Raw genomic sequence first — 21,954 nt, 5'->3', positions numbered from 1 at the left:
TTTGATTCCTTTTTTATCATTCAAATGCGTCAAAGAAAGCTGTTCTTTAGCGTGTTTCAATAATTTTTAAGGGAAAAGTGGCAAATTAGAAATCAATGCTAGTTCTAAGTAAAAGTAGTAAAAAAATGAGGAAGTACTCGTAGTTTTTGAGGTTAATATTTGGAAGTTGAGTTTGGTTGTATTTTACTTTATTTACACTTTTTAAATTGTTTTGGCTCATGTTTGATCATTATTTGATATCTTTAAGACAATTACTATTTAATTAATCTAATCAAATGGATCCAAATTTTTCTTTCGCTTTAATGATTATAGGCTGTATTGTAGCCTTGTTTCTATTGCTTTATTTATTACCTGTAAATCTTTGGTTTACCGCACAGCTTTCTAATGTTAAAATTAGTTTATTGAACTTGGTTTTGATGCGATTACGTAAAGTACCACCTTCTTTGGTCACTAACGCAATGATAATCTCAACAAAAGCAGGACTAAACATCACATCTAATGAAATTGAAACCCATTATTTGGCGGGGGGAAATGTTAATAGAGTAATTAAAGCTTTAATATCCGCCGATAAGGCAAATATTCCTTTGAGTTTCAAGCTTGCTACAGCTATTGATTTGGCTGGTCGTGATGTATTTGATGCTGTGCAGTTATCAGTAAATCCTCAAGTTATTAATACACCTCCAGTGGCAGCTGTTGCTAAAGATGGAATTCAATTAATAGCGAAAGCAAGAGTAACTGTTCGCGCCAATATCAATCAATTAGTTGGTGGTGCCGGCGAAGAAACTATCTTAGCGCGCGTCGGTGAAGGTATCGTAACAACGATAGGCTCGTCGGAAAGTCATAAGCAGGTCTTAGAAAATCCAGATCGAATCTCTAAAACTGTTCTTTCAAAAGGACTTGATAGCGGTACGGCATTTGAAATATTATCTATTGATATTGCAGATATAGATATCGGTGAAAACGTAGGAGCAAAATTGCAGACAGATCAAGCTGAAGCTGATTTGAAAGTTGCTAATGCAAGAGCAGAAGAGCGTAGAGCAATGGCTGTTGCAAGTGAACAAGAGATGCGTGCCAAGGCACAGGAAGCAAGAGCGAAAGTTATTGAGGCCGAAGCACAGTTGCCATTAGCTATGGCGGAAGCTTTTAGAAATGGAAATTTGGGTGTAATGGATTATTATAAGATGCAAAATATACAGGCAGATACAGACATGCGAACTTCTATTTCCAAACCTGGACATGATACCAGAGGACAGCAGAAAGATTAAAAGCTGATGTAACAGATTTTTTATACGAATCAACAACCGATTGCAGTTAAAATGCAATCGGTTGTTTTTTTTTAAATATTTTGGACTGTTCTATATTCCTATTCCTATCATTATATTTAGTGCTATAATTAATTATTATAAACATGAAATCAATAAAAAAGTTATTATTTCTCTACCTTTCTTTGAATCTGACGCTAGCTTACGCACAGTCTTTGACATCGGGAAAAGAGAATTTTGTCCCTATTGGAGGTAATAGTTGGGAGTATCCGAATAGCAATCATAGAGAATCTATTGTAAAGAATGGAAAGATTGAAAATTGGAAAGACAATAAACGGACAGTAAAAACATTTGTTCGCTTTGGTAAAACTGGTCAGGTAAATCTTTCCGTTCAGGTACTTGAAGCCAATGCTGGTGGGAAATTCACTTTTACATTCGCTGGTAAAAGCGTTGATGTAACAATAGAACCGAATCAAAAAGGACTGATCAATGTTGCTGATTTTAGTATTGCGGATACCGGATATCACGCAATTGAATTAAAAGCAAAAACTACAGCTTCATTGTATCCGACAATAGGTGGTTACGTTTTGAAAGGAACAGCTTCCGATGGTCAAATGAACTATGTTAAAGATAATGAAGATAATTTCTTCTACTGGGGTAGAAGAGGGCCGTCAACCCACATGGGATATCAGCAACCGAAAGATAAGAATATAGAATATTATTATAACGAAGTTACTGTTCCAAAGGGTAGTGATGTGGAAGGATCTTATTTTATGTCCAATGGTTTTAATGTAGGATATTTTGGTATGCAGGTAAATAGCAGTACAGAACGTCGTGTCTTATTCTCCGTGTGGAGTCCTTTTACAACAGATGATCCTAAAGAAATTCCTGATGACCATAAGATAATTTTGAAAACAAAAGGTCAAACTGTTCATACCGGCGAATTCGGAAACGAAGGCTCTGGTGGACAAAGCTATTTGAAGTTTAATTGGAAAGCCGGAAGTACTTATAAATTCTTATTGCGAGGTAGACCTATTGCAAATAATTATACTGCTTATACTGCTTGGTTTTATGCGCCTGAAGTAGGTAAATGGCAAATTATAGCCGAATTTGAACGTCCTCAGACGAATCAATATTTAACAGGCTTTCATTCTTTCTTAGAAAATTTTAACCCTGATCAAGGTATTTATCAACGGGAGGTACAGTTTTCAAATCAATGGGTAGCCGATGACAAAGGGGACTGGTATGAATGTACTGAAGGTAGATTTACCATTGATAATACTGGCCGTAAAGGTTACCGTATGGACTATGCCGGTGGCGTAAATGAGAAAGGGTTTTATTTAAAGAATTTTGGGTTCTTTAATAAGTATGTTCCGTTTGGTAGTAAATTTAGTAGAAAAGCAACAGGAGTGAAGCCTAATATTGATTTCAAATCACTTCCAAGATAATAACGTTTTTTTAAGGAATTATAGCTGTAAATAGTTTATTTGCAGCTATTTTTTTGTCTTGCTAGTTGTTTAAAAAACAAAACCCTGGTGATGGGCACCAGGGTTTGTTACTAACCAATTATAAACCTAAATTATGAAAAGACATTTTTAATAATCACTGTTTTTAAGTAGTGATTTGATACAGCAAAATTAATGATAAACATTTGATATTATGTTATGTGAATGTCATTTCAAATATTTCTTGATGTCATTCATCATTATTCCCCTGCAATAGACAACCTTAATTATCTCCTACAAAGATACATCAAAAAACCTATTTATTCCAAATGTTTTTGAATTAAAGTTGTCTCCACAATATGTGTTGTGACATTAATATGATTTTTTGTCTATTTGTAATAATAAGTTGTCTTAATAGCTGTAAATTTTGTATTATTTTGTATTGTATTTCGAATTATATATTACTTATTTTTATTACTTATTTTTGAAAGAAAACAGCTATGATTTTTGATAATCTTAAAAAAGTGAAAGCTTTTGTATTGGACGTGGATGGTGTGTTGACTGATGGACGTGTGCTGGTCAATGAGGCTGGTGAACAGTTGCGCACTTTTAATATTAAGGATGGTTATATCATGCAGTTAGCTGTTAAGCGGGGTTATCCAATCATCATTATTACAGGTGGAAATTCTACTGGTGTTGTTAAAAGACTAAAGGGGTTAGGTGTTCAAGAAATTCATTCAGGAATCTCCGATAAGATTGGAAAGCTGAATGAAGTCCTGGCTTCACTGAGCCTGAATTTTGAAGATATCCTTTATATGGGAGATGATATGCCAGACTTTGACTGTATGAAACTGGCTGGTCTAGCCACATGTCCTGCTGATGCTATTGAGGAAATTAAAGGAATTTGCCATTATATTTCTCCAAAAATTGGTGGTGATGGGGCTGTACGAGATGTCATGGAAAAAGTATTAAAAATTCAGGGTAAATGGCAAATGGATACAACAGTCAAAAGTATATAAGTAATGATAAATTTAGAGAATAGACAAATAATACTGGGCTCTCAATCGCCGCGAAGAAGCCAATTGTTAAGTGAATTGGGTTTGAAGTTTGAAGTGGTGGTCCGCGAGACGGATGAAGTTGTCGATGAACTTCTAAAACCTATAGCGGTAGTGAAGGCCATTGCGACAAAAAAAGCTGAGGCTTTTCTTAATGATTTTGAAGGGGCTGTAATCATTACTGCAGATACTATTGTTGTTACCTCTGATCAAAAAATATTAGGAAAACCCAAAAGTAAAGCGGAAGCTTTTCACGTGTTAAAGATGTTATCTGGTGATATCCACGAAGTAATTACTGCAGTTTGTATTCTGGAAGATGAAAAATTAATTACTTTTTCGGAATCCACTGAAGTAGAATTTTATCCGCTTAGTGATGATGAAATTAATTTTTATATTGAAAAATATGAGCCATTTGATAAAGCGGGCTCTTATGGAATACAAGAGTGGATAGGTCGTATCGGGATCAAAAGTATCAAGGGAGAATATACAAATGTGGTAGGATTGCCAACAGCTCGACTCTATCAGGAACTAAAGAAACTAAAATAAAAAAGGGAACCGCTAACTTGGTTCCCTTTTTATTTTAGTTGATATGAAATCTTACACCGGTGTAGAACATTCTTCCCGTTAATGGTCCCCATAATAGAGACGTGTCAAAGTAAGATCCAAATGGATCATCTGCTCCTAAAATTGGATTATGTTGGAAATAATTTGTTAAGTTTTCACCACCGACATAAATTGTGAAGTTTTTATTTTTCCCAAAATCTTTACTTACCTGCGCATTCATCGTTACATAAGCATTTGATTTTGTTGCTACCTGATATGCAACTGGGTTTTCTATTGTTGAAGGTATTCTTTTATCTCCTACAATATTTAAGGTATAGTCAAAGCTCCATCCTGATGAAGGTAATGTATAAGCTAGATTAGTAAAACCTCTGTGCTTAGCCAATAGCGGTTTACTTTTTCTACCACTTTCAAAGTCAGTTTGAACATCGAGTAAACGATATGCAAGTCTTGTTTCTAAACGAGGAAGAGGATTGAAACGTAATTCTGCCTGAAGACTATTTGAATATGATTTACCTGTTAAGTTATAAAAAGATATTTCTCTAGGGTTTTCATAGTCAACTACGACCTGATTTTCAAAACTGTTTCTAAATAACTCAACCGATGCAGTTGCCTCTCTGTTGAACAATCTGAAACTTTGATCAATTGTAAAGCCAGTATTCCAAGAAACTTCAGGATCTAATCCGTAAGCATTTTTAAAATTGTCTGGAGATTTGATAATTAATGTACGGCTACTTGCTAGTGCAGACATATTTTCGGCAATAATGTTAGCCGTTCTTTGCCCTCTACCAGCACTTAAACGCATTGTATTACCTGTAAAAGGTGCATAACGTAAATTTAAACGAGGTGTAGTAAACCAACCGTACAATGAGTTATAATCTTGTCTTAAACCTACGACGGCATCAAATTTTTCATTTGGACTGAAAGTATATTCTACAAAAGCACCGGAAACAGTTTCTTTTCTCTTAAAATTCTGAACATCCAGATATAACTCATCATAGTTATCATAATTTACCGAAGCTCCCACACGGTATTTGTGAGCTACAGTTCCGAGAACATCTTGAAATATCAAATTGGCATATCCATTCTGTTGTTCACCATTATAATTTTTTAGACCAAAATAACTTTTTTGATTATAGTTTGAACCTGCAAGTTGTAGACCTATACTGCGGTGTCTGTTTTCTGGAAATACATAGCCGATTTTAGCAAAACCTTCGATTCTTTCAATATCAAAACCTAGACCATATCTATTGGTAGTTCCTTTATCTGTTTTTTTGTTAAAATCTGTTTGACCACCTGTACGGTCATCATTTAAATATTTAATTCCAAACTGTGCCATGAAGCCTTTTCCGTTTTCGTAGTTCCAACGGTTTACTCCGGAAAAGAGGTTTCCAACAGGGATATCACGAAAACCGTTATCGCTGAAATTCATTGTTTTATTATACATGAAATTATCATGTAACAGGACAGCGGTAGACCAATTGTTGTTTATTTTTTGAGCTAAATTTAAGTTTACATCTGTTCTTCCCATGTTGTTTGCATAGGCATTGAAATAAAGTCTGTCCGAATTTTGCGGTTTTTTAAGTTCAACATTAATTTGTCCAGCCATGTTTTCATATCCATTTGCAACAGAACCAATGCCTTTTGCAATTTGAATAGATTCGATCCAGCTTCCAGATATCGAATTTAAACCTAGTGGGGCTGCTAAGCCTCTAGGGCCAGGTAAGTTCTCTACAGTAAGCTGTGTATATATACCGCTTAATCCTAGCATTTGAATCTGTTTAGAACCTGTTACAGCATCATTACTTACGACATCAACAGAAGCATTTGTTTCGAAACTTTCACTTAAATCACAACATGCAGCTTTAAATAGTTCTTTAGTTGTTAATACCTCTACACGTGCAGGATTCATTCGATTGATGAAGTTTGATCTTCTGCTTCCTGTTACTACCACCTCAGATAAGACATTGCTTTTTGCGTTTATCATCAATACTTCATGCAAGTCTTTTATAGTAATCGTATCCGATTGCATACCTGCAAAACTCACAACTATCTTCTTAAAATTTCCATGATGCTGTAATTTGAAAACACCATTTTCATTTGTTCTTGCATTTTTGCTTTTATCTTCTAACCAATGGATATTAACACCTGTGATTGGATTGAGGTCTCCTTTTTCATTTTCTTCAACAACTACGCCCGTTAAAATGTGGTTGTGATCATGATGATCATCTTTCTTTGCTTTTACATCCGTAATTTTACCGTTTTCCATTCTCGGATATAAACAACATTCATGTAATTGTTCATATACTTGATCATCGGCACGTACATTGTCTACATCGTGTCCAACGGCAGCAATGCTCTTTTTTATTTCTTCTAAAGGTGCTTTTTGATGATTATGTTTTACTACCAGCTCTTTTGTGTTTACATCCCAGATTGCTGATGTAACACCATTAATAGTTGCCGCAGTTTCGATTCTTTTTTTACATAAAGCACAGTTTCCTGCTACATGCATAGTGGTTGTGCTATCAACAGAAACGGTTGTTGTAGCACTACTATTGTTTGTGGTAGCACTAACTGTTAATGGCGAAGCTTGAACTTTTTCTAATCTAGGATATAAGCAGCATTCATGTAATTCGGCATATGCTTTATCGTTTCCTCGTACATTCTCAACATCATGTCCGACAGCCGCAATGCTTTTTTTAATCGTTTCTAATGTTGATTTTTTAGCACTATATGTTAAGGACAGTTTCTGAGTATCTTCACTCCATACGACGTTCGACACACCCGGAAGATTGGCTGCTTTTTCAATACGTTTTTTACACATACCGCAGTTTCCAGCGACATGTAATGTGACCGTACTGTCTTGTTTAGCAATATAAGAAGTGGCTTTCAGCGAAGTATTTGCAAGAAAAATAAATAGGGGTATAAGTGCGTATTTTAATATTTGTTTCATGATTTTTTTAAAATTTTGAAATAGTAGTATACTTCAGCTTTTATCGCTAAAGTGTGACCTTGGTTGTCTTTAAAAGACCTATTAAAAAATTTAAAAATCAGATTCTGAAGTTACAGTTTATCAAATAAGGAGAAATATCAGTTGCCGATATCGGTTTATTTGACGCGAAAACACATTTGGAATTGGCAATGTTTTCAAAGTAGTTTTGATTTATAATAATCCAGTTTAATACCAGAATGGCTGGACTGATAACCGGATAAACCTTTGCACTATCCGATGAAAAATGATTGTCGTCGACGTTTTTTAAATCGACAGAAACATTTTTACATTTATTATCTTCAGTTGATTTATGCTCTTCCGAAACAGGAGTTTTATGGCAGGCATCATTTTTTTTGCATAATGCACATTCTGCATGTGAGGCCTCGTCTTTATTGAGGGAGATGGATTGCGTTTCTCCATGACAAAAATGAAAGTACACAGTTGCACTAGTCGCCGTAAGGGAATAGTGAAAAATCAAGATAAGTATGATCAACTGTTTCATTTCGACAAAGCTAATAAACAACTTGCTCTCTTAAGCATTCTTGTTGTCATATTATTGCTACAATTTTTGTTCAGTTAGTAGAAGTTTATAAAAATAGTCCTTGATGGAGCAAGGACTATTTTTTGTTTTAACCTTTTATTGATTTAATAAAATTAGGAATTTCATCTAAGTAATTGTCCTTCGTTAGTAGTTTCACAAATGCAGTACCTATAATAGCTCCTGTGGCAAACGAAGTAGCTTGTTCAAAAGATTGTTTATTTGAAATGCCAAATCCGATTGCAATTGGATTTTCAAGCTGCATATCTTTTATTCGCTGGAAGTAAGCAGTTGTTGTGTCTCCTACATTCAGTTCTGTCCCTGTAGTTGCATTAGAGGAGAGCAAGTAGATAAAGCTATTGGAAAGTTTATCAATCTTTCTAATACGTTCTTCTGAAGTCTGTGGGGTCACTATAAAAATATTGGCAACGTCATTCTTTTCAAATGTATCTTTATAAAGTTCTTCATATTCATACATCGGTAAGTCCGGTACAATTATTCCGTCAATACCCACCTTTTTGCAGTCAGCACAAAAGCGTTCCACACCATATTGTAATAAAGGGTTTACATAACCCATTAAAAACACGGGAATGGTCACATGCTGACGTAACTCTTTCAATTGTTCAAAAAGAATTTCTACTGTCATGCCATTCTTTAAAGCAACCTCGGAGCTATGTTGAATAGTGGGGCCATCGGCAACAGGATCTGAATAAGGGAAACCGATTTCTAAAAAATCAGCACCTGATTCCTCCAGCTTTTTGGCAATAGTTACTGTGCTATCAAGTGTTGGGTAACCAGCAGTATAATATATCGATAAGAGACCTTGATCCCCTGTTTTTTTTATTTTTCTCATCGTTTAAAAGCCAAAATATTTCATGTAATTGTCCAGATCCTTATCTCCGCGTCCTGACAGACAGATGACCACAGTATCATCTGGTTTTAAATCCATTTTTTCTAAGTATGCTAAAGCATGAGCACTTTCAATAGCAGGAATAATTCCTTCCAGTCTTGTGAGCAACAATCCTGCTTCCATTGCCTCTTTATCCGTCACGCTCACATAATTGCCGCGTCCGGATTTAAATAACCAGGCGTGCTGTGGACCAATTCCAGGATAGTCTAATCCCGCAGATATGGAGTATGGTTCTATAACCTGTCCATCTGGAGTCTGCATCAGCAATGATCGGCTCCCATGTAATACACCTTCTTTTCCAAGTGCCGTTGTTGCGGCAGACTCGCCAGAATCAACACCCAATCCAGCAGCTTCTACAGCAATCAGCTTTACTGATTCTTCATCTACAAAGTGATAAAACATACCTGCAGCATTCGATCCTCCACCTACACATGCTATTGCATAGTCAGGATTGGATTTGCCTGTTTTTTCTAAGAGCTGTTTTTTTGTTTCTTCAGATATGATAGACTGAAAACGAGCAACCATATCTGGATAGGGGTGAGGCCCTACTACAGAACCAATGATATAATGTGTGTCAACGGGATTGTTTATCCAATCTCGTAAAGCTTCGTTAGTAGCATCTTTTAAAGTTTTGCTTCCCGATTGTGCTGGTACTACTTGTGCTCCCATCATCTTCATTCTGGCAACATTTGGTGCTTGGCGCTCAATATCGATGGCGCCCATGTAGACCACACATTCTAATCCTTTTAGTGCACATACAGTAGCAGTAGCAACACCGTGTTGCCCAGCTCCCGTTTCAGCTATGATCCTTTTCTTTCCTAGTCGCTGTGCAAGTAAGATTTGACCAATTGTATTGTTTATTTTATGAGCACCTGTATGATTTAGATCTTCTCTTTTTAAATATATATTACTCCCATATTTCTCGGATAGACGGCCTGCATAGTATAAAGGTGATGGTCTACCCACATAATCTCTTAGAAGTTGATTAAACTCTTCCTGAAAACTGGGTTCTTGAATAATATCTAAATATTTTTGACGCAGTTCTTCTACATTAGGGTATAGCATTTCTGGAATGTAAGCACCTCCAAATTGACCATAATATCCTTTTTCATTAACCTGGTACTTGCTCATAATTCATGTTTTTCAATGTCTGTTCTAATAATTCTACATTTTTTATTCCTGACTTAAATTCAAATTTTGAATTTAAATCGAGACCGTATAAACGAGGATCGGAAATCTGGCTTGCCTCTCTTATATTTTCAGCACTTAAACCACCACTTAAAAAATAGGGTTTCTCTAATGGGTAGTTCCTCAATAAATCCCAGTCAAAGTGTATTCCCGAACCACCATGGTTACTAGTCTTAGTGTCAAATAAAAAATAATCAGCAACCGATTCGTATGCGTTGAGAGATTGCCAATCAAAGTTTTCGTCAATGCCAAAAGATTTGATGACAAGAATATCTTTAGATTTTAACCTAAGACAAAAATCAGGATCCTCATGACCATGTAACTGAATTCCGGCTAATCCGTAATCACTGATTTTTTGTAGAATTTCCTGCTCACTGGCATTTACAAAAACACCTATTTTTTTTATTCCTGGGATTGCCTTTATAAAATGGGCATCCAAAGCACTGACATATCGTTTTGATTTTTCATAGAAAATCAAACCCATATAATCGATCGGTAATTTAATGAGATCTAGCATATTATCCAGATCTTTCATGCCACAAACTTTAATTTTTAAGCTCATGTTATTTATTTATAAGTTTTTTGAAACTATTGAATGCTCTTCCGCTTTTAAGTGATTCTGCTGCTTCGGCCAAACAAGCTGCAAATGTTTTTTGCGGATCAAATGTATTGATAGCAAAGGCGGCATTTGTAAGTACTACGTTATTTTGAATGTCATTGCCATCATTGCTAATAATTTTCAAAAATGTGTCTGCCGCTTCATTGATTGTTTCCCCACTAGCTAAAGAAGCTGGTGCAACAATATCAAAGCCAAGTTCAGGAATACTGTAGTATTTTTCTCCAGCATTGGTTATAACTTTGAAATCACCTGTAAGTGATATCTCATCGTATCCATCCAGTGCATGTATAATCGAATATTGTTTTACTGAATCTTGATAGAGGTATCCATACAATCTTGCAAGCTCTAGACTAAAAACACCTACGGATTGAAATTTTGGATTCGCAGGATTCGTCAAAGGGCCTAGCATGTTAAAGAATGTTTTAACAGCCAACGCTTTTCGAATAGGTGCTACCGTCTTCATCGCAGGATGAAATAAAGGGGCATGTAAGAAGCAAATGTTGGCCTCATCCAGTTGTCTGTTTAGCTCGCCTTTATCGTTTGTAAATTGATAGCCCAAATATTCCATAACATTGGAAGAACCACAGCCCGATGAGACGCCGATGTTACCATGTTTAGCGACATGATAACCTGCTCCAGCTACAACAAAAGATGCTAATGTAGAAATGTTGAAAGTGTTTTTTCCATCTCCACCTGTACCACATAAATCGATTAAATCATAACCGCTGAAGTCAAGCTGAAGACATAGATCGTACATCGCATCTCTAAATCCACCAAGTTCTTCCACACGGATACTTCGCATGCCGTAAGCTGTCATGAATGCAGCGATCTGATGGCTATCATATTTGCCCTCTGTGATATTGATGAGGATATCATAAGCCTCTTTTCTGCTGAATGATTTATATTCAAATAAATGCGCTAATATTTTTTTCATGGTATTATTAAAATAAAAAAAGGCTTACCTAAAAAGGCAAGCCTACTATTTTGATGTATAGATAAATCTAAGCAATAGTTCTTTGCCACAACAGTTTAACTGTTATGCCACCACCAAGACTTATTTAATACGTTTATATTCATTTCTTTATTGTAATAGCAAATATGGTTGATTATTTTAAAAAAAGCAAGTGATTTAGTGAATAATTTTAATATGTGACAAAATGTGCTAAATTATTTCCTTTTGAGACTAAAGTAAAGGATGCAATTTTGTCTGCTTCAAGATAAAGGGATACAATCAGCCTGTCTTTTATTTTAAGAAAGTAAATGTTCGACGCATTTTTTCCTTCTAAGTCGATATCCCTAGTTTCCTTTTTAGGAAGCTGATGATAGTTGAGATACTGAATTTGACTAATATCTTTCATCTGTATATTGAGACGGACTTCGTTTAGACTTGCTTCGAGATATTCAAAATATTCATCCGTAAGCTTTTTGTTGATGATGATGTGCTGACTTAAGATCACATCTGTAGCAATATTGGGGTCATTAAGAGCAGTGACAAATTTTTTCACAATAACCAAATTGGAATCAGGAACTCTGTTTTCCTGTGCAAAATTAATATTGGGAACCAGAAATGCCAAAAGTATACATGCACTTTTAAGATATGTTATCATATAGTGATAAGACTGCTATTTAGTGAAAAGGATTAAACCGTATAAAAAATGCCTTACAATTCAATGTAAGGCATTTTTTATTAATACTCGTCTTCGTTAAAGAAGAAATCATCCTTTGTAGGATAATCTGGCCAAATTTCTTCTATATTCTCGTAAGGCTCACCGTCGTCTTCTAAATCTTGTAAATTTTCGATTACTTCAACAGGAGCACCAGAACGAATACCATAGTCGATTAATTCATCTTTTGTTGCCGGCCAAGGGGCATCTTCTAAATGTGAAGCTAACTCTAATGTCCAATACATAATAAAAACAGATTAAGTTTTCAATTTTCGCAAAAATATAATTTAATTTGTCTTTAGCAAGTTATTTGTCATTTATTTTTTTATTATCAATTTAAGTGGTTGATATTCAGTTTGAAAAAATACACTAGCGTTGTGCTCATCTTTCTAAATATTTTCAAAATCATCACCTTTTTCTTCTAATGCTGATAGTCTTGGAGAAACGGATTTGATATCTGTATTTGGATAATCAGCTTCTATAAGTCCATCTCTCATACGGACGATTCGATGTGCATGCTGTGCAATATCTTCCTCGTGAGTTACCAATATGATGGTATTTCCCTTAGAATGGATTTCTTCTAAAAGCCCCATGATTTCGATAGAAGTCTTTGTGTCAAGATTTCCTGTAGGTTCATCCGCAAGAATAATGGATGGGTTGTTTATCAATGCACGGGCAACTGCTACACGTTGGCGTTGACCACCTGATAACTCATTCGGACGATGATCAACACGATTTCCTAATCCGACACTATTTAAAGCCTGTGTTGCTTTTTCCTCCCGTACACTTTGCTTAATCCCCGCATAAATTAATGGAAGTGCAACATTTTCCAATGCTGTGCTTTTGGGTAAAAGGTTGAATGTTTGAAAAACAAATCCAATCTCCTTATTCCGAACTTCAGCCAGTTCATCATCTGTCATATCACTGACATTGATGCCATTTAAAATATAATCACCATAATTAGGAGTGTCTAAGCAACCTAAAATATTCATTAATGTTGACTTTCCAGATCCAGATGGACCCATTAAAGCTACAAATTCACCTTTCTTTATATTTAAAGAAACAGATTTTAACGCATGAATAGTCTCTGTTCCTATTGTATATTGTCGAGCGATCTCTTGAATTTCAATTAATGTTGCGGAAGCCATAGCAAACTTGTTTAAATTTGGTGTTCAAATTACAATTTATTCTGCAATTTCCAATGTGAAAGCATTTTATTGTAAACGTAATTTTCTAAGTCAGCAGCATTTTGTTCATCATAATTATCTGTATTAATCGGAGCAAATACTTGCACTTTTACGATGCCTGGATGCGATCCTAATTTATGACCGTCATCCCATAAAATTTCCCATGCATTTTCAATGACAATCGGGATTATTGGAATATTATTCTCAATTGCCAAACGAAATGCACCAGATTTAAAAGGATGTATAGTAGGTGGATACTGCTCATCAATTTTTCCTTCCGGAAAAATGGCAAGAGATTTTCCCACCTTAAGCATTTCATTAGCCTTTTTAAAAGATCTGAAAGAAGCCATTCTGCTCTTACGATCTACAGGGATATCAATTGTTTTAAAAAATATGCGTGTTACGGGGTTTTTCAATAACTCTGCTTTTCCAATAAAACTAATAGCTTTCTGGGATATAAAAGTCATCGCCGTGATGTCTAGAACGGAAGTATGGTTGGCACATAGGATATAAGGTTTGGACCAGTCAATTTTTTCTTCAAACTTTACGCGGTAAAAAATACCGGCACCATATGAACCGATGAGACTCATCCATCTCCTGAGATACGCGATTTGATTATAGTTTTTGGATGCATTTCTTGCATATAGCCATATGATGGGAAAAAGACAACAGAATACAATAAAAACACTGGCAAAATAAAAATAGCGATGCAGTTTCTTCAGAATTTTAATCATTCAATAATATTTTTATACAAGATAGCTTTTCGTAAGGAGAGCAATATAATAAAAAAGGGGTTCAAATTAGCGAACCCCTTTCTGTATTTTGTGCAGGTAGTTATTTACTTAATGCAGCATAATATTTATGAAACAAAGGAATAGTTGAAATACCTTTAAGATAATTTTCAATACCATATTTCTCGTTCGGAGAATGTAGGTTGTCACTATTTAATCCGAAACCAAGAAGGACAGTTTTTAAGCCTAAAACTTCCTCAAATAAGGCTACAATAGGAATTGAACCTCCGCCGCGGGTTGGGATAGGTTTTACCCCAAATGTGTCCGTTAATGCTTTCTCAGCAGCTTTGTAAGCGACACTATCAGTTGGAGTTACAACCGGTTCGCCACCATGATGCGGTTTAACTTCGACTTGTACATTTTTGGGAGCGATTGCTTCGAAATGTTTTTTAAATAAGTCTGTAATGCGCTGTGAATTTTGATTTGGAACTAATCGCATCGAAATCTTGGCATATGCTTTCGAAGGAAGTACAGTTTTTGCACCTTCACCAATATAACCTCCCCAAATACCGTTCACTTCTAAAGTCGGGCGAGTACCTGTACGTTCAATTGTTGAATATCCTTCTTCTCCCCATAGCTCTTGAACACCTAAATCTTTTTTATATGCTTCGATTTCGAATGGCGCTTTATTGAGCTCATCGCGTTCTTCCTGAGATAGTTCGACGACATCATCGTAAAATCCTGGAATGGCAATATGATTGTTCTCATCATGTAGAGATGCAATTAATTTTGCTAAGATTGTAGCTGGGTTTGCAACTGCGCCCCCGTAAACACCAGAGTGTAAATCTCTATTTGGACCAGTTACTTCAACTTCAACATAAGATAATCCTCTTAATCCAGTTTCTAAAGATGGAGTTTCCAGACTGATCATCGATGTGTCAGAAATAACAATTACGTCAGCTTTTAATTTTTCTTTATTTTCTTTTACAAAAGTTCCAAGGTTAGCAGAACCAACTTCTTCTTCTCCCTCGATCATGAATTTAATATTGCACGCAAGTGCATTATTTTTCATCATATATTCAAATGCTTTTACATGCATATAGAATTGTCCCTTATCATCTGCAGAACCACGCGCGTAAATTTTACCATCACGTACTGTTGGCTCAAACGGTGGCGTATCCCACAATTCATATGGATCAGCCGGTTGCACATCATAATGTCCATAGGTTAATACCGTCGGTAAAGCAGGATCGATAATTTTTTCTCCATATACAATCGGATTACCCGCTGTTTGACAGATTTCTACATTATCTGCGCCAGCTTCCTTTAACTTTTGTGCTACAAATTCTGCCGTTTTTTCGATATCACCTTTAAATTTTGGATCAGCACTTACTGACGGAAGACGTAATAAATCAAACAACTCATCTAAAAATCGTTGTTTGTTCGCCTCAACATATTCTTGTATAGTTTGCATAGTATGAATGTATTTAAAACAAAAATAGGTAAAACATTATAATTTCACCTTGGTAATTATGGTTTTAGAGGCATAATTAAAGGATTTAAAAAAAAGTTATAAAAAGTTGTAACATTTCTATTGAAAGCCTATCTAATAGGGGTAACTATGCAATATATTTGTGCAGTTTTATTAACCAAAGTGATAATTATAGTTTTTAGATGAAAAGAAAAACGATTTTCCATTTGTTGTTGCTATTACCGATGCTTGTGAGCTTTTGCTTTGCTCAGAGTAAAATTCAAGGTAAAATTAGTGATGCCAAAGATCAGCAGAAGTTGTCAAATGCAACGGTCATGCTCTTGAGTGCCAAAGACTCTATTCTTTTAGATTTTACCAGATCTGATGAAAATGGTAATTTTTCGTTAAATACACCCGTACAAAGTGAGGCAGTACTTATTGTAAGTTATCCCAAATATGGAGACTATTATACCGAAATTTTACCAAATCAAGATTATTCAGCATTAAAGGTTGGTTTGACAAGTACAGCGCAACTTTTACAAGAAGTTATCGTAACAGGTCGCATTCCGATCACTATTAAAGGAGATACTACAGAATATGATGCAGGTAGCTTTAAAGTGGAAAAAAATGCTAAAGTTGAAGATTTATTGAAAGTATTGCCGGGTATTACGGTTGATGCATCGGGAAAGATTACTGCACAAGGTAAAACTGTGAAAAAGGTTTTAGTAGACGGTGAAGAATTCTTTGGCGATGATCCGACATTAGTGACACGTAACATACGTTCAGACATGGTTGATAAAGTGCAGGTCTACGAAAAGAAATCAGAACAAGCAGAACGTACAGGAGTGGATGATGGTCAACGAGAGCAAACGATTAATGTTAAATTAAAAGATGGAGCCAAAAATGGTATGTTTGGTAAAGCGCTAGTAGGTGGTGGAACAGATAAATACTACATGGGGCAACTGATGGTTAATAAGTTTAAAGGTTCGCAAAAAATATCAGCTTATGGTCTATTTGGTAACAATGGTACTACGTCGATGAATTGGCAAGATGCAGAGAAATATGGGGGCGATTCCGGAGTAAGTTATGGTGACGATGGATCGATGTCTTGGTCAAGTTTTACCGACCCATTCTCTGGCCAAGGTGTAATTGGTGTCCCAAGAGCAATTAATTCAGGCATTAACTTTTCAGACAAATTTGATAAAAACAAGCATAACGTCAATATCAACTATAAATATGGTCGTATCAGTAGTGATGGTCAAGATGAAACTTTGATGAGTGGTCTTATCAACAGCCGTACTGTAAAGACAGTAGATACGGAAAATGATCAGCATCGTGTCAATTTGAAATACGATCTTAACTTTGACTCCTTAAATACATTGACAATTCGTGGAGGAGCATCGCAAAAGAATCTTTGGTCTGATAATAAGCGCGAAGCGTATCAATTTTCCGAAAAATTGGATACAGTAACTACTGAAAATACAAGAGAAGTTGCGGACAACAAGGTGAAAGCATTTAATTTAAGTGCGTTGTTTACTCATAAATTTAAGAAAAAAGGAAGATCATTGACATTTAGTGGAGAGACAAGGAAAGATGAAACTACTGGAGAAGGAACACTTTTTTCAACAGTAAGTAAATATAAGGTTAGTACTGACACTACAGATCAGCGGAAAAAGAGGGAACAAAATGTAACGACAAGTCGTGCATCTTTAACCTATACAGAACCATTGTCTAAAGTCTTAAATATGTCAATTGGTGGTGGAATCGAAAGTAATAAAAGTTCTTCTTTGGTGGAATCTTTTAATAAAGGATCTGGAAAATATGATGTGCTAGATCCTGATTTTAGTAATAATTATGATTTCAATAGAACAAGCAGTAATTATAAACTGGCATTCGGTTATACAACGGAAAAGTTAAGATTAAATTTTACGAATAGTTTCAATAATGATGATTTAGAGCAACGGAATAACGATACGAAAGAACAGTTTTCCAGAAACTTTTTCACTTATAATCCGTCATTAGGTGGTGGTTATTCATTTACTAAAAGTAAGCAGTTGTGGTTTAATTACAATGGACGTAATCAACTACCTGCTTTAAATCAAATCCAGCCGATACTTGATAACTCAGATCAATTGAATCGCTATATTGGGAATGAGAATTTGAAACCATCTTTTAGTCATAATATAAACTTAGGTTATAATACATTTAAGTTATTGACAGGAAGTTATGCATATGTAGGAGGGAACGTAAATGTTGTAAAAGATCCTATTTCACAGAACATCACTACTGCGAATGGTATAAATACCTACGAATGGAATAATATAATAGGAAAAACTAATCTGTCTGCTAATTTTTGGTCTGGTTATTACTTTAAGTTGAATAAAAAATTGGGATTAAGTAACTCACCACAATTATCATTGTCAACATCGGAAAATTATAATTTCTTCAATGGTGAACTAAATAAAGTAAATACAACCAATTATAATTTTACTTACACGTTGACCCGTGATACAAAAACCGGGCTAAATTTTAATATTAATCTAAGTCCACAATACCGTGTTATGGAGTCTAACTTACAGCAAAATACGAACAGTAATGGTTTTGTATTCGGTTCCTCTGGAAGTGTAGAATACTTTTTTACAAAAACACTTAAGGTATATACCAACTACGATTATACTTACGAGGCGGCAACGAAAGCGTTTGACCAGAAGTTTGATCAATTTTTACTTCATCCAGGAGTTAGTAAGAAATTCTTGAAAAATGAATCTTTGATTTTAGATTTTACAGTTAATGATGTTCTGAATCAAAATAAAGGCTTTAGCAGATCGGCCTCTAGCTCTGTATTTACGCAAAGAAGATATGATACGATCAGACGTTACTATATGTTAAAGCTATCATGGGATTTTACAAAAATGTTTTTATAAGATGAAACACATGAAAATACTAAATTACGGTATACTTTTTATACTCTTATGTTGTAGTACGCTTGCTAAAGCACAGTATACACTTTTTTCTAAGGTCGGTACCATTTCGTTTGATAAAACGATGTATATGAAGAACATCGTTAATAAACAGTTTATTGCCAAAGCTGATGGTAATTCCAGAACTCAGTTTGAACAGATGCTTCCAAATATTCCAGAGAATGTTGTCTTAAAGAAGACCCTTAAATTCAATGGAAATGAAACACTATTTCAACCGGTCGCTGGACAGGAATTGGATATGAAAGCAAAGCAACTGATTATGATGTTTGCTCTGGACTTTGATGCGCAGACTTTATCAAATTTAGCAACGAAAGATTATAAACGTTTTAATGATATGATGGGTGATAAAATTATCATTCAGGACTCCGTTAAAAAAATTCAATGGCGTATTACTGATGAGTACCGCGATATTGCAGGTTACACATGTCGACGGGCAAATGGGTTTACTTCAGATTCAACTTATGTAATAGGGTTCTATGCAAATGAAATTCCAGTTAGTGGAGGCCCTGAGTCTATAAGTGGCTTGCCGGGTATGATTTTGGGTCTCGTGGTACCAAGTCAACACGTATCTTATTTTGCTACGCAGGTAGAATTGAGCAATACTATTGTGATGGATAAGAAGGTTTTTGAAAATAAGAAAACTAAAACCATGAGCCGTAAGCAAATGATTGATCAATTTACATCCACTATATCGCAATGGTTGAACAAAGATACCGTAAAATATATTATGCAATTAGCTACTTTGTAATTGTAGAACCACGTTGTATATAATTTAAAAAGCCCTTAAACATTACATTTAAGGGCTTTTTAATATTAAAAAATAATAGCAAAATAAAAGGCGCTTTTAAAGCGCCTTTTATTTTGATTAAGATAAATAAGAACTATTTACCGTCATTTTTCTTAGCAGTAACTTCATTACGAATTTCTTGTGCTAATGTTTTAATGTCTTGTAATCCTTTGCGTACACGAGTACCTGCAGCAGAGTTACCATTGTTGAAAAATTTGTCTGCATCTCCTTCGATTGATGCTACTAACTCTTTTAATTTTACGTAGTTTTCCATTTTAATAATTATAATTTTAGTTTTATGGTCTTGTTTATTACTCTAATTAACACAATAAATATACAAAAACCAATTTAATAGAAAATATTTTTTCAGAAAAATTTCTGTTAAAAATTGTGAAATATGATTATTCTACAATTTTTAATTCACTAATGATATTGGTAGCTCCAGCAAATTTGTCAATTACAAATAAAACGTAACGAATATCTACAGATATCGTGCGTTGCAATTTGTGATCAAAAATAACGTCACCTGCCATCGCTTCAATATTACCATCAAAAGCCAAGCCAATTAGTTCGCCATTTCCATTTATTACAGGAGAACCTGAATTTCCACCTGTTATATCATTGTCACTTAAGAAGTTAACTGGAAGGTATCCAGCTTTATCTGCATAGCGACCGTAATCTTTATTGTTTTGCAAATCAATCAATCTCTGAGGTAAATCAAACTCTTCGTCTCCTTTTTTGTACTTAGCAATAGTGCCTTTCAAAGTCGTATAGAAGTTTTGTGCAGCATCATTACGTTTATCTGCAGGCAATGATTTAATAGAACCGTATGTTAAACGTAACGTGCTATTTGCATCTGGATAGAATTTTCCTTTTGGATTAGATGCTAATACGCCAGCAACATATTTACGGTGTGCAGCCTCGAATTTATCCGTTGCTTCTTTATCTGAAGCCGAAGACTCACGGTATTTATTTAATAATGCTGTGGATAATTTGTACAATGGATCGTTATCCAACGCTAACGCTGTCGGATTGTCTAAAAAGTTTTTAAGTCTTTCTTCGGAAGCAAAAATACTATTTTTGACAGCTTCACGAATATATGATGTTAGATCATTGTTGTTTTTACCAGCTAGTTCTGCAACATAAGGAGCGATGTTGCCACCTTTTTTTGCATATAGGTTCAATTCATCAATCAATACATCTTCCTCTAGAGGTAAGTATAACTTCTCATAACTTGAAGCAATTGCTCCTTGCAACTTTGGTAATAACTCTTTACGTTTCGCCTCATTAGACTTTACATATAAATCCAATCCATTTCCGATTGAAAAAGGTAAAGCGGCTAATGTACTCGAACGGATCATACCACTTAAATAGTTGTCATGACGCGCTTTTTCATTCGTAGCGGCATAATATGCGTTAATCGTAGCAATTACATCACCATATTCTGCTTTATTCTCTTTTTTATTAGCCCATTTGTTAAATTTAGCCTCATCTTGAGCTTTTGTCACCGCAGTTTTGTGCAATGTTAAAGCGTCGATCATTCCTTGGCGATTTTTCCAGTAGTTAGCTACTTGAGAATATTTAGAAGCATAATTGATTTTAACAGCTTGATCTTTGTCCATGTATTTTTTCATGGCATCCATTCCTGTTTTTGATGCCTCTACCCAAGCAGGGTAAGCAAACTTTACATTTTGATCAATTCCTCCTGCAGGCATCCAACGATTGGTACGGCCAGGGTATCCCAATATCATAGCAAAATCACCTTCTTTAAAACCTTTTAAACTGATCGGTAAGAAGTGTTTTGGTTTTAAAGGAACATTTTCCTTAGCATATTCTGCTGGGTTACCATTCTTGTCTCCATATACACGGAAGATAGAAAAGTCTCCTGTGTGGCGTGGCCATTCCCAGTTGTCCGTATCACCACCAAATTTACCTATGCTGTTAGGAGGAGTTCCTACTAAACGGACATCATTAAAATCTTGATAAACGAAATAATAATATTCATTGCCATTGTAAAATGATTTCACATTGACGATGTATTTACCGTTTTCGCTATTTTCTTTTTCGATCTTAGCGATCTCCTGATTAATGATTTTTTGACGTTCAGATTCAGACATTTTATCATTTACTAATGACAAAATTCTTTTTGAAACATCATCCATACGAACAAAGAAGCGAACGAATAAAGATTTTGGCTTTAATTCTTCAGATTTTGTTTTTGCCCAGAAACCATTTGTTAAGTGGTCATTTTCAGGAGTTGATAATTCTGCAATTGCACCATATCCACAGTGGTGATTTGTGAATACTAAGCCTTGATCAGAAACAATTTCTGCAGTACAACCACCATTGAATTGTACGATCGCGTCTTTTAAACTTGAATTGTTGATGCTGTAGATTTCTTCAGCCGTCAGTTTCAATCCTTTCTTTTGCATATCAGCTTCATTAAGTCGCTTCAAGTGCATTAAGAACCACATTCCTTCATCTGCGAATGTGGTCATACTTGCTGTGATAAGCAGCAATAAGATCCATAATTTTTTCATACAAACTTGATAAAAAAGTTTAG

General features: G+C 35.1%; 19 protein-coding genes. 6 read left to right on the top strand and 13 right to left on the bottom strand.

Going from position 1 to position 21,954, the window contains the following annotated elements:
- The first annotated feature begins 275 nt into the window (after positions 1–275).
- From floA to EDF66_RS26265, 4 genes are all read left to right on the top strand, one after another.
- A complete protein-coding gene (floA, locus tag EDF66_RS16095; protein ID WP_021188810.1) occupies positions 276–1,265 on the top strand; it encodes a flotillin-like protein FloA in 990 nt (329 codons plus the stop codon).
- 143 nt (positions 1,266–1,408) lie between these two features.
- Positions 1,409–2,710: a DUF3472 domain-containing protein gene (locus EDF66_RS16090; RefSeq protein ID WP_132843747.1), complete on the top strand. Its 1,302-nt coding sequence runs from the start codon at positions 1,409–1,411 to the stop codon at positions 2,708–2,710.
- Between the two features lie 497 nt (positions 2,711–3,207).
- A complete protein-coding gene (locus tag EDF66_RS26270) occupies positions 3,208–3,726 on the top strand; it encodes a KdsC family phosphatase (RefSeq protein ID WP_206368672.1) in 519 nt (172 codons plus the stop codon).
- Positions 3,727–3,729: 3 nt separating this feature from the next.
- Positions 3,730–4,308, top strand: coding sequence for a Maf family nucleotide pyrophosphatase (locus tag EDF66_RS26265; RefSeq protein WP_183915987.1), 579 nt, complete (start codon positions 3,730–3,732; stop codon positions 4,306–4,308).
- Between the two features lie 34 nt (positions 4,309–4,342).
- Here EDF66_RS26265 and EDF66_RS16080 read toward each other — a convergent pair whose 3' ends face one another.
- The 11 genes from EDF66_RS16080 to EDF66_RS16030 form a co-directional block, all read right to left on the bottom strand.
- Positions 4,343–7,276, bottom strand: coding sequence for a TonB-dependent receptor domain-containing protein (locus EDF66_RS16080; RefSeq protein ID WP_132843746.1), 2,934 nt, complete (start codon positions 7,274–7,276; stop codon positions 4,343–4,345).
- Positions 7,277–7,373: 97 nt separating this feature from the next.
- Positions 7,374–7,817 carry a hypothetical protein gene (locus EDF66_RS16075; protein ID WP_021188816.1) on the bottom strand — a complete coding sequence of 148 codons (444 nt, stop codon included), beginning with the start codon at positions 7,815–7,817 and terminating at the stop codon, positions 7,374–7,376.
- Between the two features lie 127 nt (positions 7,818–7,944).
- Entirely contained in the window at positions 7,945–8,706 is a 762-nt protein-coding gene (trpA, locus tag EDF66_RS16070; protein ID WP_132843744.1) for a tryptophan synthase subunit alpha, read from the bottom strand.
- 3 nt (positions 8,707–8,709) lie between these two features.
- A complete protein-coding gene (trpB, locus tag EDF66_RS16065) occupies positions 8,710–9,894 on the bottom strand; it encodes a tryptophan synthase subunit beta (protein WP_021188818.1) in 1,185 nt (394 codons plus the stop codon).
- Positions 9,875–10,513, bottom strand: a complete 639-nt coding sequence (locus EDF66_RS16060; RefSeq protein ID WP_132843743.1) for a phosphoribosylanthranilate isomerase — start codon at positions 10,511–10,513, stop codon at positions 9,875–9,877. The genes trpB and EDF66_RS16060 overlap by 20 nt, the downstream gene beginning before the upstream one ends.
- 1 nt (position 10,514) lies before the next feature.
- Positions 10,515–11,504, bottom strand: coding sequence for an anthranilate phosphoribosyltransferase (gene trpD, locus EDF66_RS16055; RefSeq protein ID WP_132843741.1), 990 nt, complete (start codon positions 11,502–11,504; stop codon positions 10,515–10,517).
- Positions 11,505–11,712: 208 nt separating this feature from the next.
- Positions 11,713–12,177, bottom strand: a complete 465-nt coding sequence (locus EDF66_RS16050) for a hypothetical protein (protein WP_021188821.1) — start codon at positions 12,175–12,177, stop codon at positions 11,713–11,715.
- An 80-nt stretch (positions 12,178–12,257) separates the two neighbouring features.
- Entirely contained in the window at positions 12,258–12,479 is a 222-nt protein-coding gene (locus tag EDF66_RS16045) for a DUF2795 domain-containing protein (protein WP_021188822.1), read from the bottom strand.
- A gap of 144 nt (positions 12,480–12,623) precedes the next feature.
- Positions 12,624–13,382 (bottom strand): ABC transporter ATP-binding protein, encoded by a 759-nt coding sequence (locus tag EDF66_RS16040; RefSeq protein ID WP_021188823.1) that lies wholly within the window; start codon positions 13,380–13,382, stop codon positions 12,624–12,626.
- Positions 13,383–13,411: 29 nt separating this feature from the next.
- The gene (locus EDF66_RS16035; protein ID WP_132843740.1) at positions 13,412–14,155 is read right to left on the bottom strand and encodes a lysophospholipid acyltransferase family protein; all 744 of its coding nucleotides are present in this window, start codon (positions 14,153–14,155) and stop codon (positions 13,412–13,414) included.
- A 100-nt stretch (positions 14,156–14,255) separates the two neighbouring features.
- Complete coding sequence (locus EDF66_RS16030) at positions 14,256–15,626, bottom strand: dipeptidase (RefSeq protein WP_132843738.1); 1,371 nt, start codon at positions 15,624–15,626, stop codon at positions 14,256–14,258.
- A gap of 200 nt (positions 15,627–15,826) precedes the next feature.
- Between EDF66_RS16030 and EDF66_RS16025 the strand changes: the two genes are divergently transcribed.
- Positions 15,827–18,547 carry an outer membrane beta-barrel protein gene (locus EDF66_RS16025; RefSeq protein ID WP_132843737.1) on the top strand — a complete coding sequence of 907 codons (2,721 nt, stop codon included), beginning with the start codon at positions 15,827–15,829 and terminating at the stop codon, positions 18,545–18,547.
- Positions 18,548–18,557: 10 nt separating this feature from the next.
- On the top strand, positions 18,558–19,352 hold the full coding sequence (locus EDF66_RS16020) for a GLPGLI family protein (protein ID WP_132773400.1): 795 nt from the start codon (positions 18,558–18,560) through the stop codon (positions 19,350–19,352).
- Positions 19,353–19,485: 133 nt separating this feature from the next.
- Here the strand turns inward: EDF66_RS16020 and EDF66_RS16015 are convergent, their stop codons facing one another.
- Both EDF66_RS16015 and EDF66_RS16010 read right to left on the bottom strand, forming a co-directional pair.
- On the bottom strand, positions 19,486–19,665 hold the full coding sequence (locus EDF66_RS16015; RefSeq protein WP_021188827.1) for a hypothetical protein: 180 nt from the start codon (positions 19,663–19,665) through the stop codon (positions 19,486–19,488).
- 127 nt (positions 19,666–19,792) lie between these two features.
- Positions 19,793–21,931, bottom strand: coding sequence for a S46 family peptidase (locus tag EDF66_RS16010; RefSeq protein WP_132773402.1), 2,139 nt, complete (start codon positions 21,929–21,931; stop codon positions 19,793–19,795).
- Positions 21,932–21,954: the final 23 nt, after the last annotated feature.

Source organism: Sphingobacterium sp. JUb20 (assembly GCF_004342035.1).
Lineage (GTDB): Bacteria > Bacteroidota > Bacteroidia > Sphingobacteriales > Sphingobacteriaceae > Sphingobacterium > Sphingobacterium anhuiense.
The sequence above is the reverse complement of the archived record's forward strand: the minus strand, read 5'-3'. Positions and strand labels throughout refer to the sequence as shown.

What these genes read in the sequence shown, in the direction of transcription:
- floA (WP_021188810.1), top strand. Translation starts at nt 276, where the DNA reads ATGGATCCAAATTTTTCTTTCGCTTTAATGATTATAGGCTGTATTGTA.
- EDF66_RS16090 (WP_132843747.1), top strand. Translation starts at nt 1,409, where the DNA reads ATGAAATCAATAAAAAAGTTATTATTTCTCTACCTTTCTTTGAATCTG.
- EDF66_RS26270 (WP_206368672.1), top strand. Translation starts at nt 3,208, where the DNA reads ATGATTTTTGATAATCTTAAAAAAGTGAAAGCTTTTGTATTGGACGTG.
- EDF66_RS26265 (WP_183915987.1), top strand. Translation starts at nt 3,730, where the DNA reads ATGATAAATTTAGAGAATAGACAAATAATACTGGGCTCTCAATCGCCG.
- EDF66_RS16080 (WP_132843746.1), bottom strand. Translation starts at nt 7,276, where the DNA reads ATGAAACAAATATTAAAATACGCACTTATACCCCTATTTATTTTTCTT.
- EDF66_RS16075 (WP_021188816.1), bottom strand. Translation starts at nt 7,817, where the DNA reads ATGAAACAGTTGATCATACTTATCTTGATTTTTCACTATTCCCTTACG.
- trpA (WP_132843744.1), bottom strand. Translation starts at nt 8,706, where the DNA reads ATGAGAAAAATAAAAAAAACAGGGGATCAAGGTCTCTTATCGATATAT.
- trpB (WP_021188818.1), bottom strand. Translation starts at nt 9,894, where the DNA reads ATGAGCAAGTACCAGGTTAATGAAAAAGGATATTATGGTCAATTTGGA.
- EDF66_RS16060 (WP_132843743.1), bottom strand. Translation starts at nt 10,513, where the DNA reads ATGAGCTTAAAAATTAAAGTTTGTGGCATGAAAGATCTGGATAATATG.
- trpD (WP_132843741.1), bottom strand. Translation starts at nt 11,504, where the DNA reads ATGAAAAAAATATTAGCGCATTTATTTGAATATAAATCATTCAGCAGA.
- EDF66_RS16050 (WP_021188821.1), bottom strand. Translation starts at nt 12,177, where the DNA reads ATGATAACATATCTTAAAAGTGCATGTATACTTTTGGCATTTCTGGTT.
- EDF66_RS16045 (WP_021188822.1), bottom strand. Translation starts at nt 12,479, where the DNA reads ATGTATTGGACATTAGAGTTAGCTTCACATTTAGAAGATGCCCCTTGG.
- EDF66_RS16040 (WP_021188823.1), bottom strand. Translation starts at nt 13,382, where the DNA reads ATGGCTTCCGCAACATTAATTGAAATTCAAGAGATCGCTCGACAATAT.
- EDF66_RS16035 (WP_132843740.1), bottom strand. Translation starts at nt 14,155, where the DNA reads ATGATTAAAATTCTGAAGAAACTGCATCGCTATTTTTATTTTGCCAGT.
- EDF66_RS16030 (WP_132843738.1), bottom strand. Translation starts at nt 15,626, where the DNA reads ATGCAAACTATACAAGAATATGTTGAGGCGAACAAACAACGATTTTTA.
- EDF66_RS16025 (WP_132843737.1), top strand. Translation starts at nt 15,827, where the DNA reads ATGAAAAGAAAAACGATTTTCCATTTGTTGTTGCTATTACCGATGCTT.
- EDF66_RS16020 (WP_132773400.1), top strand. Translation starts at nt 18,558, where the DNA reads ATGAAAATACTAAATTACGGTATACTTTTTATACTCTTATGTTGTAGT.
- EDF66_RS16015 (WP_021188827.1), bottom strand. Translation starts at nt 19,665, where the DNA reads ATGGAAAACTACGTAAAATTAAAAGAGTTAGTAGCATCAATCGAAGGA.
- EDF66_RS16010 (WP_132773402.1), bottom strand. Translation starts at nt 21,931, where the DNA reads ATGAAAAAATTATGGATCTTATTGCTGCTTATCACAGCAAGTATGACC.